11 protein-coding genes and 1 pseudogene are annotated in these 13,829 nt (G+C 68.5%); 5 read left to right on the top strand and 7 right to left on the bottom strand.

All coding sequences use genetic code 11. The features are described from left to right. Nucleotides 1–16: 16 nt before the first annotated feature. Nucleotides 17–787 (top strand): type I 3-dehydroquinate dehydratase, encoded by a 771-nt coding sequence (gene aroD, locus BO226_RS16850; RefSeq protein WP_064062070.1) that lies wholly within the window; start codon nucleotides 17–19, stop codon nucleotides 785–787. On the opposite strand, the gene crcB is transcribed toward aroD, so the two are convergent. The 3 genes from crcB to BO226_RS16865 are packed head-to-tail and all read right to left on the bottom strand — an operon-like array spanning nucleotide 788 to nucleotide 2,498. Beyond that, nucleotides 788–1,156, bottom strand: a complete 369-nt coding sequence (gene crcB / locus BO226_RS16855) for a fluoride efflux transporter CrcB (RefSeq protein WP_064256207.1) — start codon at nucleotides 1,154–1,156, stop codon at nucleotides 788–790. It lies immediately after the preceding gene. Continuing rightward, a complete protein-coding gene (locus tag BO226_RS16860) occupies nucleotides 1,153–1,614 on the bottom strand; it encodes a fluoride efflux transporter FluC (RefSeq protein ID WP_071935762.1) in 462 nt (153 codons plus the stop codon). The genes crcB and BO226_RS16860 overlap by 4 nt, the downstream gene beginning before the upstream one ends. After that, nucleotides 1,599–2,498, bottom strand: a complete 900-nt coding sequence (locus BO226_RS16865; protein WP_006552657.1) for an alpha/beta fold hydrolase — start codon at nucleotides 2,496–2,498, stop codon at nucleotides 1,599–1,601. Before BO226_RS16865 ends, BO226_RS16860 begins: the two co-directional genes overlap by 16 nt. Before the next feature lie 85 nt (nucleotides 2,499–2,583). Between BO226_RS16865 and BO226_RS16870 the strand changes: the two are divergent. Both BO226_RS16870 and BO226_RS16875 read left to right on the top strand, forming a co-directional pair. Further along, nucleotides 2,584–2,835 (top strand): annotated as a pseudogene (locus BO226_RS16870) (cytochrome P450); the annotation flags it as partial. A 9-nt stretch (nucleotides 2,836–2,844) separates the two neighbouring features. Next, complete coding sequence (locus tag BO226_RS16875; protein ID WP_156895241.1) at nucleotides 2,845–4,965, top strand: thiamine pyrophosphate-dependent enzyme; 2,121 nt, start codon at nucleotides 2,845–2,847, stop codon at nucleotides 4,963–4,965. 16 nt (nucleotides 4,966–4,981) lie between these two features. Here BO226_RS16875 and BO226_RS16880 read toward each other — a convergent pair whose 3' ends face one another. Next, the gene (locus BO226_RS16880; RefSeq protein ID WP_024102037.1) at nucleotides 4,982–5,689 is read right to left on the bottom strand and encodes an HNH endonuclease family protein; all 708 of its coding nucleotides are present in this window, start codon (nucleotides 5,687–5,689) and stop codon (nucleotides 4,982–4,984) included. 41 nt (nucleotides 5,690–5,730) lie between these two features. Beyond that, complete coding sequence (locus BO226_RS16885; protein ID WP_071935763.1) at nucleotides 5,731–6,753, bottom strand: beta-ketoacyl-ACP synthase III; 1,023 nt, start codon at nucleotides 6,751–6,753, stop codon at nucleotides 5,731–5,733. A 163-nt stretch (nucleotides 6,754–6,916) separates the two neighbouring features. On the opposite strand from BO226_RS16885, the gene BO226_RS16890 reads away from it, so the two are divergent. Together BO226_RS16890 and BO226_RS16895 are read left to right on the top strand one after the other, a co-directional pair. Continuing rightward, nucleotides 6,917–7,525: a class I SAM-dependent methyltransferase gene (locus tag BO226_RS16890; protein ID WP_071935764.1), complete on the top strand. Its 609-nt coding sequence runs from the start codon at nucleotides 6,917–6,919 to the stop codon at nucleotides 7,523–7,525. Between the two features lie 97 nt (nucleotides 7,526–7,622). After that, complete coding sequence (locus BO226_RS16895; RefSeq protein WP_006552663.1) at nucleotides 7,623–9,458, top strand: acyl-CoA dehydrogenase; 1,836 nt, start codon at nucleotides 7,623–7,625, stop codon at nucleotides 9,456–9,458. 239 nt (nucleotides 9,459–9,697) lie between these two features. Here BO226_RS16895 and BO226_RS16900 read toward each other — a convergent pair whose 3' ends face one another. Together BO226_RS16900 and BO226_RS16905 are read right to left on the bottom strand one after the other, a co-directional pair. Then, nucleotides 9,698–12,274 (bottom strand): VanW family protein, encoded by a 2,577-nt coding sequence (locus BO226_RS16900; protein WP_198040571.1) that lies wholly within the window; start codon nucleotides 12,272–12,274, stop codon nucleotides 9,698–9,700. 231 nt (nucleotides 12,275–12,505) lie between these two features. Further along, a complete protein-coding gene (locus BO226_RS16905) occupies nucleotides 12,506–13,819 on the bottom strand; it encodes an acetyl-CoA C-acetyltransferase (protein ID WP_006552665.1) in 1,314 nt (437 codons plus the stop codon). Between the last annotated feature and the right edge of the window lie 10 nt (nucleotides 13,820–13,829).

Genomic DNA, 13,829 nt, shown 5'->3' on the forward strand with positions numbered 1-13,829 from the left:
GGAACGGAGACGGCACGTGGGACGAACGATCACACCGGTTCGCGTCAAGGACGTGGTGATCGGTGAAGGCGCACCCACGATCCTCGTCCCCGTCACCGGCCGCACCCCCGAGGCGCTGCGCGAACAGATCGCGGCCGTCGCCGAGCGGGCCGACGTCGTCGAATGGCGCGTGGACTTCTTCCACACCGTCGACGACGTCGCCTCGGTGGTCGCGCAGGCCGGCTCGTTGTCCGAGCAGTTGCAGGGCACTCCCCTGCTCGCGACCTGCCGCACCGCCGACGAGGGCGGCGAGATCGCGATCGACGACGAGGCGTACGCCGATCTGACGGTCGCACTCGCCGAGAGCGGCGCGGTGGATCTGGTGGACGTCGAGTACCGCCGCGACCGTGCCGCCGTCGAGCGGATCGTCGCGGCGGCCCACGCCTGCGGTGTTGCGGTGGTGGCGTCGAACCACGACTTCGACGCCACTCCGCCGAAGGACGAGATCGTCGCGCGGCTACGCGAGATGCAGGAACTCGGCGCCGACATCTGCAAGATCGCTGTCATGCCGCAGTCGACGGCCGACGTGCTCACCCTGCTCGACGCGACCCGCACCATGCACGAGGACCACGCCGACCGCCCGTTGATCACCATGTCGATGGGCGGCCTCGGCGTGGTGTCGCGGATCGCCGGGCAGGTCTTCGGATCGGCGGCGACGTTCGGGATGGTCGGCACCGCCTCGGCACCCGGGCAGGTCGACGCCGACGAACTGCGCTCGGTTCTCGGCCTCATCGACCGCGCTCGCTGATCACCACACGGCGGCGAGAGCGAGCCCGGCGGCCGCCGCGATGAGCGTGGTCGCCAGGGTGCCCAGCGCGATCGCGCAGGCGGCACCGTAGCGGCGCGCCACGATCAGGCGGACGGAGTCGACGCTGGTCGTGCTGAAGGTGGTGAACCCGCCGCAGAACCCCACCCCGACGACGGCGAGCAACTCCGCGGCGGCGTCGTGGAACAGCACCGCACCGGTGAGCAGCCCCAGCAGCAACGAACCGATGACGTTGATCAGCACGGTCGGCCACGGCAGGGACGATCCGGAGCGGGCACGCAGAGCACTGTCGACGACGAACCGCGTCACCGCACCGGCGCTGCCTGCCAACGCCACCCACACCGCGATCATCGCCGTGCCGCTCGGCGACTCCCGAACCACGCGCCCAGCGCGACACCGATGCCGGTCGCGAGAAGGCCGACGAGCACCGTGCCGAGCGCATAGGTTGCCGCGGCGACGAGTTCACCGGCGCGCAGCAGCAGGTCGGTTTCGACCGCGAGCGCGCTGTAGGTGGTGAACGAGCCCAGCGCACCGGTGCCCACCCCGAGCCGGACCACCTGACGCCAGGAGGTGTCGGGACCGATGCGGATCAGTGCCTCGAGCAGGAATCCGAGCAGCAGCGCACCGAGGACGTCGATCGCGAAGGTCGTGACCGGCCAGCCCCCGGACTCGACGGGGAACCACCGGCCGAGGCCGTAGCGGGCACTCGTCCCGAGCAGACCGCCCACGGCGACCGCCGCCAGCGCCGACGGTCGCAGGTGCAGCGCTCTCGGCAGCGGGCGTTCGCCCTCGGTCAGTCCTGGTCCCACAACTTCAGAACCGTAGTGAGGATCTCCTCCGACGCACCGAGACCCCCGAGATGACTCTCGCCGGGCAGGTGGTGGAACTGGGCGTCGGGCAGCAGGTCCACCATGTGCAGGCCGTGTTCGATCGGGATGATGTGGTCGGTGTCGCCGTGCCACCACCGCACGGGCACCTTCACGTCGGAGACGCGGAAACCCCAGTCGCGGGTGAATACGACGATGTCGGCGAACGGCGCGGAGATCTGACGTCGGCTGCCGTTGAGCAGGTCGTCGAGGAACATCGTCTTGAACTCGGGACGGGCGAGCAGGCGGCGGTCGGCCTCGGGTGAGAACCGTCCGTACAGGTCGATGATCGGCGACGCGAACGGGCGCACCACGCGGATCGCCGCGCTCATCGCCACGCCGATGGGGACGCCCGCGGTCTGCAGTGCCGGCGCGACGAAGGCGCCCAGCTTCATCAGGTTGCTGTCGATCGACTCGGGACCGACGACCGGTGCCACACCGCCGAGGACCGCAGCCGCGACGACCCGTTCGCGCAGTGCATAGGCCGCGGCGAGGGTGTAGGGGCCGCCGCCGGACAGTCCGACGAGGGCCATGCGGTCGACCCCGAGGGTGTCGGCGACGATGCGCAGGTCGTCGCTGAACGCGAGGACGTTCTCGTAGATGTGCGGTGTCGACGAGCCGATCCCCGGGCGGTCGATCCCGATGAGGCGGATGTGGTTCCGTTCGGCGAAGGCGCGGGCCTCGATGGGAACCTGGCGGCGCGCACCCGGCGTGCCGTGCAGCCAGAACACCGTGCGGCCCTGGGCCGACCCGAACTCGGCGAAACCGAGCCGGCGGCCCTCCCCGACCGCGACGGTGCCTTCGAGCTTGGGGCGTTCGACGTCCATGGCGCCAGCATGGCACGCACCCGCACGCCCGACCAGCGACCGTCCCGTGGGACGAATCGACGCAACCGAGATGTGATGCACGCTTCCCGAGCGGTTCTCGCCGGAGCGCCGCGAGGACAAGGTGCACAAGTACGCGTGGGCGCCCTTCGGCGGTGGCGCGCATCGGTGCCTGGGCATGCATTTCTCGGGAGCGGAGATCAAGACGGTGCTGCACCATCTGCTGTTGCGTTTCCGCTGGCACGTGCCGGCCGACTACGTCGCGCCGATGAACTTCACGTCGTTGCCGTTCCCGAACGACGGGGGTCGATCCACCTCCTTCCGAGGTGATCGGGCGTAGAAAGAAGGAGTGACCGCCGCCGACGAACTCGACGAACGTTTCGTCACCGCGGTGCGCGCTCTGCCCGGGCACGCACCGCCGACGCGTCCGGTCGACCGGCAGGTCGACGACGACCTGTTGGTGCGGTACTTCGACGCCCAGGTGCAGTCGCGGCACCTCGATGTCGCGGCCCGCACCCTGCAGGGACGCGGCGAAGGCTTCTACACCATCGCATCGGCGGGCCACGAATCGAACGCCGCGCTGGGCCTGTGCACGCGGGTGACGGATCCCGCTCTGCTGCACTACCGTTCGGGCGGTTTCTACGCGGCTCGCGCGTCGCTCGTCGAGGACAGCACCCCGATCCGCGACGTGCTCGCCGGATGTGCGGCGTCCACGCTCGATCCGATCTCGGCGGGCCGGCACAAGGTGTTCGGCAACGCCGGCCTGAACATCCTGCCGCAGACGTCGACCATCGCCTCGCACATGCCGCGGGCCGTCGGTCTCGCCCTCGCGCTACCGCGGATGCAGCGACTCGGGCTCGACGCGGCGTGGCCGTGGGATTCGGTGGTGGTGTGCAGTTTCGGTGATGCCTCGGCGAACCATTCGACGGCCGTCGGCGCCCTGAACGCGGCCGCCTACTGCCGGCACCGCGGGTTGCCGTTGCCGTTGCTGCTGGTGTGTGAGGACAACGGACTCGGCATCAGTGTGCCCACCCCGCCCGGCTGGCTCGAGCGGTCGCTGTCGTCGTATCCGGGGATCGAGTACCGGTCGGTGGACGGCGCCGATGCGGTGGAGATGCTCGCTGCCGCAACCGATGCCGTGGAGACGGTGCGCACGACCCGGGCTCCGGTCCTGTTGCACGTGCGGGCAGTGCGTTTCCTCGGCCATGCCGGTTCCGACGTCGAGTCGGCCTACCGCAGCCCGTCGGATCTTGCCGCGGACCACGAGCGGGACCCACTGGTGGGTACGGCCCGTGAACTCATCGCACGCGGAATACTCGATGCCGCAGGGGTTCTCGACCGGTACGAGCGGATACGGGTCGAGGTCGGCTCCGTCGCGGACTCACTGACCCGGCCGCCGCGACTGGCGACCGCCGCCGACGTGATGCGCCCGCTCGAATCCGGGCTCGTGCTCGTCGACGACGATCCGCATCCTGCCGGTGAACCGCTCACGCTCGCCCGGGCCGTCACCCGCACGCTCGGACAGCTCCTCGAGGAGGATCCCCACGCCTGCGTGTTCGGCGAGGACGTCGGCCTCAAAGGCGGGGTCTACGGCGTCACCCGAGGGCTGCAGGAGTGCTTCGGGCGCCTGCGCGTGTTCGACACCCTGCTCGACGAGCAGACGATCCTCGGCACCGCGCTGGGCTTCGCCGTCGCGGGCATGCTGCCGATCCCGGAGATCCAGTACCTGGCTTACCTGCACAACGCCGAGGACCAGTTGCGCGGGGAGGCGGCGAGTCTGGCGTTCTTCTCCGACGGGCGGTACCGCAATCCGATGGTCGTGCGCATCGCTGGCCTGCCCTACCAGCGCGGCTTCGGCGGGCACTTCCACAACGACGATTCCGTCGCCGTGCTGCGCGACATCCCCGGTCTCGTGCTGGCCGTGCCGAGTTCACCCGCCACGGCCGGCGCCCTGCTGCGCACGTGCGTCGAGCTGGCTCGTCAGGAGGGCCGGGTGTGCGTCTACCTGGAACCGATCGCGCTGTACCACCGGCGCGACCTCTACGACGAGGGCGACGGACTGTGGCAGCAGATCCCCGACACCGCCGGGCTTCCACCGGGATCGGTGTGCGTCTACGGCGACGGGCGCGACGTGCTGGTGGTGACTTTCGGGAACGGGGTGCCGATGAGTCTGCGTGCCGTCCGTCGCGCGGGAGTCGCGGCAACCGTCCTCGACCTGCAGTGGTTGTCGCCGCTGCCGACGACCGCGCTGCTCGAACACGTCCGCCGCTTCGAGCGCGTGGTGGTGGTCGACGAGACGCGCCGCAGCGGAGGTGTCGCGGAGTCGGTCGTCGCGACGCTCGTCGACGATGCGTGGCAGGGCCGGATCACGCGGGTCACCTCCCACGACAGCTACGTGCCCCTCGGGCCGGCCGCGGCGCACGTACTGATGTCGGAGGACGACATCGCGCGGGCCCTGCTGGAGGCGTGATCAGCAGGAAGCGGTATCAGCAGGAGGAGAGGATCCGCGACATCGCGTCGTGTTCAGCCTGGGTGACCCACAGTTCGTAGGTCGTCTTCACCTCGATCTGCCGCACGACGTACTCGCAATGGAAGGCGGTATTCGGCGGCAGCCACTCCGACGCGTCGGAGTCGCCCTTGCCCTGGTTGGTGGGGCCGTCGACGGCGATCAGGTTGCGCGGATCGTTCGCAAGATTCCGCTTCTGCTGGTCGTCGAGATGGCGGGCGCCCTTCTTCCACGCATCCGACAGGGCGACGACGTGGTCGATCTGCACGGCGGACGAGGTCTCGACCCCGCGACGGAAGGAAATCGTCTTCCCCGTGTACGGGTCCTCGAGCGTGCCGGCAGTGACCGTGCACTGCTTCTTCCCGGGCTCGAAGGAGACGTCGACGAGATCGCGCTGCAGGATGTCGTTACGAGTGTCGCAGCCGTTGCGCCCCAGGTCGACGGTCACTTCGTCGGTCCACGCCGAGCCGAACAGTGAGCGGTCGTAGCCGCTCTGCGATTCGGCGGGCCGGACGGGCAGTGCCTCCAGCGCCTCGAGGGCTTCGGAGGGGTTCTCGACCGTGCCCCCGCCGGTACCGCCCGGCTCGTCGTCCCCCATCGGTTCGAGGAGGACGACGGCCACGGAGACCACGACGAAGCACAGGATCCAGACCCAACGTGGAACGGACGACGTGCGAATACTCGCCATATGTCGATACTGCTACGAAGTCGTATTGCTACCGCTGCTTCCTACTTCGCGAGCGGGGGCATCTTCACGACCTGGCCCGCATAGGACAGGCCGGCACCGAACGCGAGGAGCAGCGCGGTGGATCCGACCCCGACCTGGCCGGTGCGCAGCATCTTCTCCATCGCCAGCGGGATGGACGCGGCGGAGGTGTTGCCGGTCTCGATGATGTCGTCGGCGACCGCGACGGTCTCGGGCAGTTCGAGCTGCTTGACGATGACGTCGTTGATGCGCAGGTTGGCCTGGTGCGGGACGAAGGCGTCGAGGTCCTCGAGGGCCACGCCGGCCTTGTCGGCGATCTGCCGGGCGAACTTGCTCATCTCGAAGGCGGCCCAGCGGAAGACCGCGGTGCCCTCCATGATGATCCAGGGACGCTTCTGGTCCGGGTTGGTGGCGAAATCGACCCAGTCGGGTTCCTGACGGATCGCGTTGGCCTGCGAACCGTCGGAGCCCCAGACGGTGGGGCCGACGCCGACCTCGTCGGACGGGCCGACGACCACGGCACCGGCACCGTCGCCGAAGATGAAGCGCACCGAGCGATCGGTGGGCTCGGTGGTGTCGCTCATGCGCTCGACACCGACGACGAGCACGTGCTCGGCCGTTCCGGCGCGCACGAGATCGGAGGCGACACCGAGGGCGTAGCAGAAGCCCGCGCAGCCGGCCTGGATGTCGAGCGCCGCGGCGCCGCCGGTGCCGATGCGGTCGGCGACGAGAGCCGCGGCCTGCGGGGTCTGGAAGGGGTAGGTGGAGGTCGCGACGATCACGGTGTCGATCTGCGCACCCGTGAGGCCGGCGGCCACGAGGGCCTGCTCGGCGGAGCTCGTCGCCATGTCGACGACCGACTCCTCCGGATGCTGCTTCGCGAAGCGGCGCTCCTTGATGCCGGACCGCGACTGGATCCATTCGTCGCTCGAGTCGATCTGCTGGCAGATCTCGTCGTTGGTGACGATGCGCTCGGGGCGGTGCACACCCAGACCGAGCAGCGCGCTGTTCCTCAGCGGGGCAGGGACAGCGATCTGTGCACCCATCAGACGAACTCCTCCTCCTCGACGTACCGCGTGTCGGCACATCGCATCCGGTCAACGATATCGCAGGTCACGATTTCGTCACAGCGCTACCCCGACGATGCGCTTCCGTAACCCTCACCGCAAGCGGGGGTCCCAATCGCCACGCGAGGCTAGCGTCGCAGTCATGGATGCACAGGCCTGGAACGAGAAGTACGCGGCGTCGGAACTGATCTGGGGCGCGCCGCCCAATCCGGTGATCGTCGAACACGTGACGTCGCTACCGCACGGTCGCGCCCTCGATCTCGGCTGCGGTGAAGGTCGTCACTCCCTGTGGTTGGCGACGCGCGGATGGGAAGTCGTGGGCGTCGACTTCTCCGAGGTCGCCCTCGACAAGGCCCGGCAGATCGCTGCGCAGGCGCCGTCCCGCTCACGAGACCGGCTCCGCTACGTCCGCGCGGATGTGACGACCGACTCGTTCGACGGAGAATATGACCTGATCCTCTCGGTCTTCCTGCATTTTCCTCCGCCACAGCGGAAGGCGCTTCTCGACCACGCGATCAATTCACTGAAACCTGAAGGAATCCTCATATTCTTGGGGCACGACGCAATAAATCCCGACGAAGGAGTGGGCGGACCCCAGGACAAGGAAATCCTCTACACACCAACCGATCTCGTCGAGGAAATCGACGGCAGATTGGACATCAGGATTGCCGAACGGCGATATCGGGAAACCGATGCGGGAACCGCGATCGACGCGCTCGTCGTGGCGAGCAAACCGCCCCTTGGCAGTTAGTTGCCCGACGAGTAACATGGAGATGTTACCGACGAGTAATAACTTGGGCGGTACTTGAAGCCAGCTGGACCGCACCACACTGGGAGACACCGACGACATGGGCCATTACAAGAGCAACCTCCGCGACCTCGAGTTCAACCTCTTCGAGTTCCTGAAGATTCAGAAGGTCCTCGAAGCAGGCAAGTTCGGCGACCTGGACGAGGACACCGCGCGCGGCATCCTCGCCGAGGTCAAGACACTGACCGAGGGGCCGGCAGCCGAAGGCTTCGCCGACGCCGACCGCAACCCGCCGGTCTTCGACCCCGAGACCCATTCGGTGTCGCTTCCCGAGCCGTTCAAGAAGTCGTTCCGCGCCTGGTGGGACGCCGGTTACTGGTCCATGGGCATCCCCGAGGAGCTCGGCGGCACCGACTCACCGCGCAGCCTCCTGTGGGCCGTCAACGAGATGATGCTCGGCGCCCAGCCCGCGGCCTTCATGTACGCGGCCGGCCCCGCCTTCGCAGGCGTGCTCTACGACAACGGCACCGATGAGCAGAAGAAGTGGGCCGCCACCTGCGTCGAGCGCGGCTGGGGCGCCACCATGGTCCTCACCGAGCCCGACGCCGGCTCCGACGTCGGCGCCGGTCGCACCAAGGCGATCAAGCAGGACGACGGCTCCTGGCACATCGAAGGTGTCAAGCGGTTCATCACCTCGGCCGACTCCGACGACCTGTTCGAGAACATCTTCCACCTCGTCCTCGCCCGCCCCGAGGGTGCCGGCCCCGGCACCAAGGGCCTGTCGCTGTTCTTCGTCCCGAAGTTCCACTTCGACTTCGAGAAGGACGAGTTGGGCGAGCGCAACGGCGTGTTCGTCACCAACGTCGAACACAAGATGGGCCTCAATGCCTCCGCGACCTGCGAGGTCACCTTCGGTGGCCACGGCGTTCCGGCCAAGGGCTGGCTCGTCGGTGAGGTCCACAACGGCATCGCACAGATGTTCGACGTCATCGAGCACGCCCGCATGATGGTCGGCACGAAGGCCATCGCGACCCTGTCGACCGGCTACCTCAATGCCCTCGACTACGCCAAGGAGCGCATCCAGGGCGCCGACCTGACCCAGATGTCCGACAAGACCGCCCCGCGCGTGTCGATCATGCACCACCCGGACGTGCGGCGTTCGCTGGCGATGCAGAAGGCCTACTCCGAGGGCCTGCGCGCCGTGTACCTGTACACCGCGGCGCACCAGGACGACGTCGTCGCCGAGCAGGTCTCGGGTGCCGACGCCGCTCTCGCGCACCGCATCAACGACCTGCTGCTGCCGGTCGTCAAGGGTTGCGGCTCCGAGCGGGCCTACCAGTACCTGAAGGATTCGCTCCAGACCCTCGGCGGTTCGGGCTTCCTGCAGGACTACCCGATCGAGCAGTACATCCGCGACTCGAAGATCGACTCGCTGTACGAGGGCACCACGGCCATCCAGGCGCAGGACTTCTTCTTCCGCAAGATCGCCCGCGACCGTGGCGTGGCGCTCGCCCACATCGCCGGTGAGATCAAGAAGTTCGTCGAGCGCGACGACGCCGACCAGCGTCTGAAGAAGGAGCGCACGCTCCTGGCCACCGCGCTCGGCGAGACCCAGACGATGGTCGCGACGCTCACCCAGTACCTCATGGGTGCGCAGGAACAGCCCACCGAGCTGTACAAGGTCGGCCTCGGTTCGGTCCGCTTCCTCGAGGCGTTCGGCGACCTGATGATCGGCTGGCTGCTGCTCGAGCACGCCGAGATCGCTCTCTCCGCGCTCGATGCCGGCGTCGATGCCTCGGACAAGGCGTTCTACGAGGGCAAGGTCGCGGCCGCGTCCTTCTTCGCCAAGAACGTCCTGCCGGAGCTGAGCGTCGCGCGTCAGATCATCACCGACGTCGACCTCGACATCATGGAGCTCGACGAAGCAGCGTTCTGATCGAACCGCTCACGGCGGTAGCGCGATAGACGAGACCGACGTTGTGCGCGATTTCCCCCACGGATTTCGCACACGACGTCGGTCTCGTCGTTTCTCGGGAGCACCCCTGCAGCTCCGCATCCCCGACGGCCAGATCCCCGACGTGGTGCCGCTTCCGGAGTGACGAAGTAAGGGGAGGTTGTGTGCGTGTTCCTTCACCGGAACCGCACACAACCTCCCCGAAGTTTCGAGGACGTCCGCTACTCCTCTTCGGTTCCACCCGCTGCAGGTGCCTCGACTGCCGGCGCTTCGGCCGCAGGCGATTCGGGTGCGGGCGCCGGTGCGTCCTCGGCCTCGGCGTCCTCCGATCCGGTGTCGCCGGAGGTCGCGTCGCCGCCGCCCGAGGGCTCGTCGCTCGGTTCCGGTTCGGGGCTGCTGCACTTCACGATCGGGACCGGGTCGTACCGGACCGTGCGGGTCGCGCTCGAGATCTGCGCGCCCGTCCGTGCGTCGGTGACGATCCGGGTGTCGGTGACGGTGAAGCCCTGCGCGCCGCTCGACGGAATGCAGGCCGAACCGGCGGGCAACGTGATCGTGTTGGGCGAGGTGAAGTTCGTGCGGTTGCCGGTGACCGACTGGACGTCGACGGTCTTGGTGCCCCAGATGCGCACCGTGATGTCCGAGCTCGTGCCGATCGTCTGGATCAGGACGCCCGTGTCGAACGGGTTGCGGAACTTCAGGTCGATGGCGCCGTCGTAGATCGTGGCCTCGCGGGCCGCCGGGTACCGGGAGATGTAGTAACTGTGCTCGGTGTGCTCGACGTCCTCCATCCCGGCGAAGTAGGTCGCGTTGTAGAGGGTGGTCGCGAGCTGGCTGATGCCACCGCCCACGGCCTTACCGGGACGTCCGGCCTCGATGATGCCCGACTCGATGTACCCCTGCGCCGCACCGCGCGGACCGGTGTAGTCGTTGAAGGAGAAGGTCTCCCCCGGCTTCACGATGGCGCCGTTGATCTCCTGCGCGGCCAGCCGGATGTTGACGCCGGAAGCGTATTCGAAGCCGCTGGTGGTGAACTCCGAGACCACCTCCCTGATGCCGAGCTTCTCGGCGCCTTCGGTGGTGAGTTCGGGTTCGGCCTTCCTGTACACCGCGTCGGTGCTGCGGTCGCCCGCTTCCTTCAGCAGGTCGGGCAACCTCTCGAGGGTGACGGGCCAGTCGACCATCTCGCCGGTCTCGCTGGGCACGATCGTCGGACGACCACCGTCGAGGACGATCCGCGCATCCTTCGGTTCGGTCTCCGACGGGGCGAGCTGCGGCGCCAGGATGCCGATCGCGGCCTCGGTGTCGTACTGCGGTTCGAGTCCGCCCGAGCCGTCCGGCACGAACGACAGGACAGCGCCCACCGCATCGCGCGGCAGCACACCGACGGCCCCGTCGAGTCCCCGGACGACCAGATCCTGTGCCACGGCCGGAACGGCGACCTCCGCCAGCGCCCGGTCGAGGCCCTCGCGGGTGACGGTGACGTCGACGCTCTCGACGGGCAGCGAGACATCACCGTAAGGCCAGCGCTCGGCGAAGACGTCGCCCGCGACTGCGACGTCGAGCTGCTGGCCGGGCTGCGGCGTCACCGGAACGGGTGTGCCGTCCTCGAAGACGATGTTGCCCTCGCGCGGTTCGTGCGCGGCGGCAGCGGCGGCCTTTTCGATGGCTGCGGACAGGGCGACCTCGTCGCGTGTGGAGACCACGCCGACCTCGTCGTTCCCGAAGAACGACGCGAGTCGCGTGAACGGATTGAGCGGCTGCGAACCCACCTGGTCGAGGGTCGCGGGCCAGTCGATCCCGATCCCGGCCTCCGAGGGCACGATCTGCCCCTGAGTGTCGCCGGCGGTGACGTCGACGGGCATGTCGAGCCGCGGCGTCAGTTGTTCGGTGAGCTCTGCCTCCGCCGCGTCGAGCGACATGCCGCCGATCTCGACACCTGCGACGGTGACACCGCGCGGCACCTTGCCCGACGACAACGCCAGATCGGCCACGTAGAACACGGCGAACAGTGCGACGCCACCGACGACGAGCGCGATCGTGCGCCGGGGCAGATTCGATCCAGGCTTGCCCGGTTCGTCGCCGTCTCCGCCGGAACCTCGCGGTCCGCCGGTGGGCGGAGGAGTGACAGGAGGCGGTCCCTGCGGCGGCGGACCCGCCTGCATCTGCTGGGTCGGCTGGTCGCCTTGCGGCGGGTGGGCGGCCGAGGGCATTGCCGTCGACGTGGGTGGGACGGGAGCCCCCGCCTGTTCGGGACCGGGCTGTGCCGGGTTCTGTTCCCCCTGCAAACGGAGGAGCCGATCGGTGGCGGCGGACGATCCGTCACCCGGTGCCCGGTTTCCCGGCGCGACGACCGGGATGACCGCGGTGGGCTCCTCCGAGGGATGGACCTTCTGGGTCGGGGGTTCGTCAGCACCGGTGGGAGCCGCCTGGTTCGTGCCATCGGCTCGGACCTCTGTGGGAGCCTGCGAGGCAGCCGGGGCCTCGGTTTGCGGCTCGGTCACATCACTCGCCTGCGACTCGGTGACACTGCTCGCCTGCGACTCGGTCACATCACTCGCCTGCGACTCGGTCACATCACTCGCCTGCGACTCGGTGACACTGCTCGCCTGCGACTCGGTGACACTGCTCGCCTTCGCCTCGGCCACGTCCCGGTGAGGATCGACCGCTTCGAACCGCTCGGTAGGAGCCGACGCGCCTTCACCCTCACGAGCGGATTCCGGCGACGAACCGATGTTCTCGGTCCGTGCGTCGTCGTGCTCGTGCGGGGACTCGTCGGTCCCGTTGCTGCCGCTCACCCAGATCCCTTCGCAAAGCTGGGCACGCCTTCGAATTCGCGCGCCGACTACCTGCTTTCAAGGGTAGTGCCCCGGTTCAGAGCGGCTGCGCCCGGAATGCGAAGACCCCGCGTTGCTACCAGGTCGGGGGTCAGGCAGCAGCGCGGGGTCGATGGGTCTATCGCTGTCCGTCGCGGAGCGTTACACACCGAACGGAACTTTCCTCTCTCAACGACTTCCGAGGGGTATCGATCAGGCCTCGAGAATCGCCGTCACACCCTGTCCACCTGCGGCGCAGATGGAGATCAGGCCGCGGACGGGCTTGCCGGTCTCCTGCTTCTTCTCGTGCAGCATCTTGGCCAGCGAGGCCACGATCCGGCCGCCGGTCGCGGCGAACGGGTGGCCGGCCGCGAGCGACGAGCCGTTGACGTTGAGCTTGCTGCGGTCGATCGAGCCGAGCGGGGCGTCGAGGCCCAGCTTGCCCTTGCAGTACTCCTCCGATTCGAACGCCTGGAGGGTGGCGAGCACCACTGAAGCGAACGCCTCGTGGATCTCGTAGAAGTCGAAATCCTGCAGGGTCAGGCCGTTGCGCTGCAGCAGGCGCGGGATGGCGTAGGTGGGCGCCATGAGCAGCCCGTCGCCACCGTGGATGTAGTCGACCGCGGCGGTCTCGGAGTCGACGAGGTAGGCGAGCACGGGGAGCTTGCGCTCGGCGGCCCACTCCTCGCTCGCCAGCAACGCGGCCGACGCGCCGTCGGTGAGCGGCGTCGAGTTACCGGCGGTCATGGTGGCGTCGCCCAGCTTGGTGCCGAAGACCGGCTTCAGCGTCGACAACTTCTCGACCGACGAGTCGGGACGCAGGTTGTCGTCGCGGGTCAGCCCGAGGAACGGGGTGACGAGGTCGTCGAAGAAGCCCCGGTCGTAGGCGGCGGCCATGTTGCGGTGGCTCGCCACGGCCAGTTCGTCCTGCGCCTCGCGGGAGACACCGAATTCCTTGGCGGTGATCGCGGCGTGCTCACCCATCGACAGGCCGGTGCGCGGCTCGCCGTTGCGCGGGATCTCGATGCCGAGCATCGACGGGCGGACGTTGCCGAGCAGCTTGACCCGGTCGGCCGTGGTGCGGGCCCGGTTCAGGGAGAGCAGGAACTCGCGGAGCTGGTTGTTCACGGCGATCGGGGCGTCGGAGGTGGTGTCGACGCCGCCGCCGATACCCGCCTCGATCCGTCCGGCGGCGATGGCGTCGCCGACCGCGATGATCGACTGCAGGCCGGTGCCGCAGGCCTGCTGGAGATCCCAGGCCGGGGTGTAGGGGCTCAGCGCGCTGCCGAGCACGCTCTCGCGGACGAGGTTGAAGTCGCGGGCGTGCTTGAGGACCGCACCGCCGACGACGGCACCGAGGCGCTCACCCTGCAGGTTGAAGCGGCCGACGAGACCGTCGAGGGTGGCGGTGAACATGTCCTGGTTGGACGCGCGGGCGTACTTGCGGTCGGACCGGGCGAACGGGATCCGGTTGCCTCCGAGAACGGCGACACGGCGCTGCTGCGTGGAACGGGCTTTGGTGGTCACTGGTGTCTCC

Origin of the sequence: Rhodococcus sp. 2G, assembly GCF_001886355.1 — a bacterium.
GTDB lineage: Bacteria > Actinomycetota > Actinomycetes > Mycobacteriales > Mycobacteriaceae > Rhodococcus > Rhodococcus pyridinivorans.